Here is a 1,804-nt window from a genome sequence, read left to right on the forward strand (position 1 = left end):
TGGGCCGTCTGCACCTCGATCTGCCGCAGCTTCAGCACCACCTGCTCCGCGCTCGTCTTTTGACCTCGCCGCATGTCCGACTCCTTCGGTCCTGGCTGATCCTCTCAATCAGTCCGGTCCAAAGCCAGCCGGTCAGGTCACCGCACAGGGGGCGCGGCTGAATGCCTGCACTGGCAGGATCTACGGCGCAGGCAGAACCTCATAAGGTCGCTGGACGCCGGTAAAGGGCACATGAGTAGAACGGTTCGACCGTTTGACCGGTGTGAGCTCCGCTCTGGACGGCCACGATCTTGCAGGCAGGCACGGGTAACGCCTGAGAGCGGTAGCCTGAGAGATCAACATGCGCGCTTCTGTGTTGGCCGGCATTCTCGGCTTCCTGATGGCCGGCTCAGCGCAGGCTCAGGTCAAGATCGGCATCGTCGGTGCGATTACTGGGCCTAACGCGGCGTTCGGCGCTCAGATCAAGAACGGCGCCAGCCAAGCAGTTGACGACATCAACAAAGCTGGCGGGATCAACGGACAGAAGCTCGTGGCCGTCATCGGCGACGATGCAAGCGATCCCAAGCAAGGCGTCTCAGTGGCCAACAAGTTCGCCAGCGAGGGCGTCAAGATGGTCGTCGGTCACTTCAACTCCGGTGTGTCAATCCCGGCCTCCGACGTCTACCTCGACGGTGGCATCGTCCAAGTCACGCCCGCCTCCACGAACGTGAAGTTCACCGAGCGCGGCATGTGGAACACGTTCCGCACCTGCGGCCGCGACGACCAGCAGGGCGCGGTGGCGGGCACCTACCTGGCCGAGCACTTCAAGGGCAAGAAGATCGCCTTCGTCCACGATAAGACGCCCTACGGCAAGGGACTCGCCGACGAGACCCTGAAGTTTCTCAAGGCCAAGGGCGGCAAGGAGGTGATGTTCGAGGGCATCAATCCTGGTGAGAAGGACTACTCGGCGCTCGCCTCCAAGCTAAAGTCAGCCGACATCGACATTATCTACTTTGGCGGCCTGCACACCGAAGCTGGGCTGATCATCCGGCAGATGCGCGACCAGGGCCTGAAAGCGCCGATGATGAGCGGTGATGGCATCACCGACAAGGAGTTCGTCCAGATCGCCGGCCCAGGCGCAGCGGGGACGCTGATGACCTTCTCGCCGGACGCGCGCAAGAACCTGAACGCCAAGGATGTGGTGACGGCCTTCAAGGCTAGGGGCATCGATCCCGAGGCCTACACGCTCTACTCGTACGCGGCCGTGCAGGTTCTGGCGAAGGCGATGGCCGAGACCGGCTCCAGCGACGGCAAGACGCTCGCGGACTGGCTGCACCAAGGCAGGCCGACGCAGACGGTGATCGGCGAGATCGCCTACGACAAGAAGGGCGACATCACCCGACCCGACTACATCATGTACGAGTGGGCGAAAGGCGCCGACGGCAAGATCGACTACACAGGGCACGAATTGACTCAATGATCACACTGCGCACAGCGCGGCGGAGATCGAGGGCAAACTCATGGATGAGCGGTATCTGCGTGGCTTCATCGAGCAGGTGAAGGACGGCCGCTTGTCGCGGCGCGGCTTCGTGCAGCGGATGCTGGCGCTCGGCCTCTCCGCGCCGATGGCCGGGCTGATGCTGGCCGGGAACGGGGTGGCGATGGCCGCCGACATCCGCGCCGGCTACAAGCCGGCCAAGGCCGGGGGCGGCGGGGCGCTGCGCCTGCTCTGGTGGCAGGCGCCGACCCTGATCAACCCGCATTTCGCCATCGGCACCAAGGACCAGGAGGCTTCCCGGATCTTCTACGAGCCGCTGGCCGCCTG

1 protein-coding gene and 1 pseudogene are annotated in these 1,804 nt (G+C 64.0%); both read left to right on the forward strand.

The window, feature by feature from the left end:
- Nucleotides 1-340 precede the first annotated feature (340 nt).
- Entirely contained in the window at nt 341-1,459 is a 1,119-nt protein-coding gene (locus MKK65_RS27985) for a branched-chain amino acid ABC transporter substrate-binding protein (RefSeq protein ID WP_058192432.1), read from the forward strand.
- Between the two features lie 40 nt (nt 1,460-1,499).
- Nucleotides 1,500-1,804 (forward strand): annotated as a pseudogene (locus MKK65_RS27990) (peptide ABC transporter substrate-binding protein); the annotation flags it as partial.

It is taken from the genome of Methylobacterium sp. J-001 (genome assembly GCF_022829565.1).
Taxonomy (GTDB): Bacteria; Pseudomonadota; Alphaproteobacteria; order Rhizobiales; family Beijerinckiaceae; genus Methylobacterium.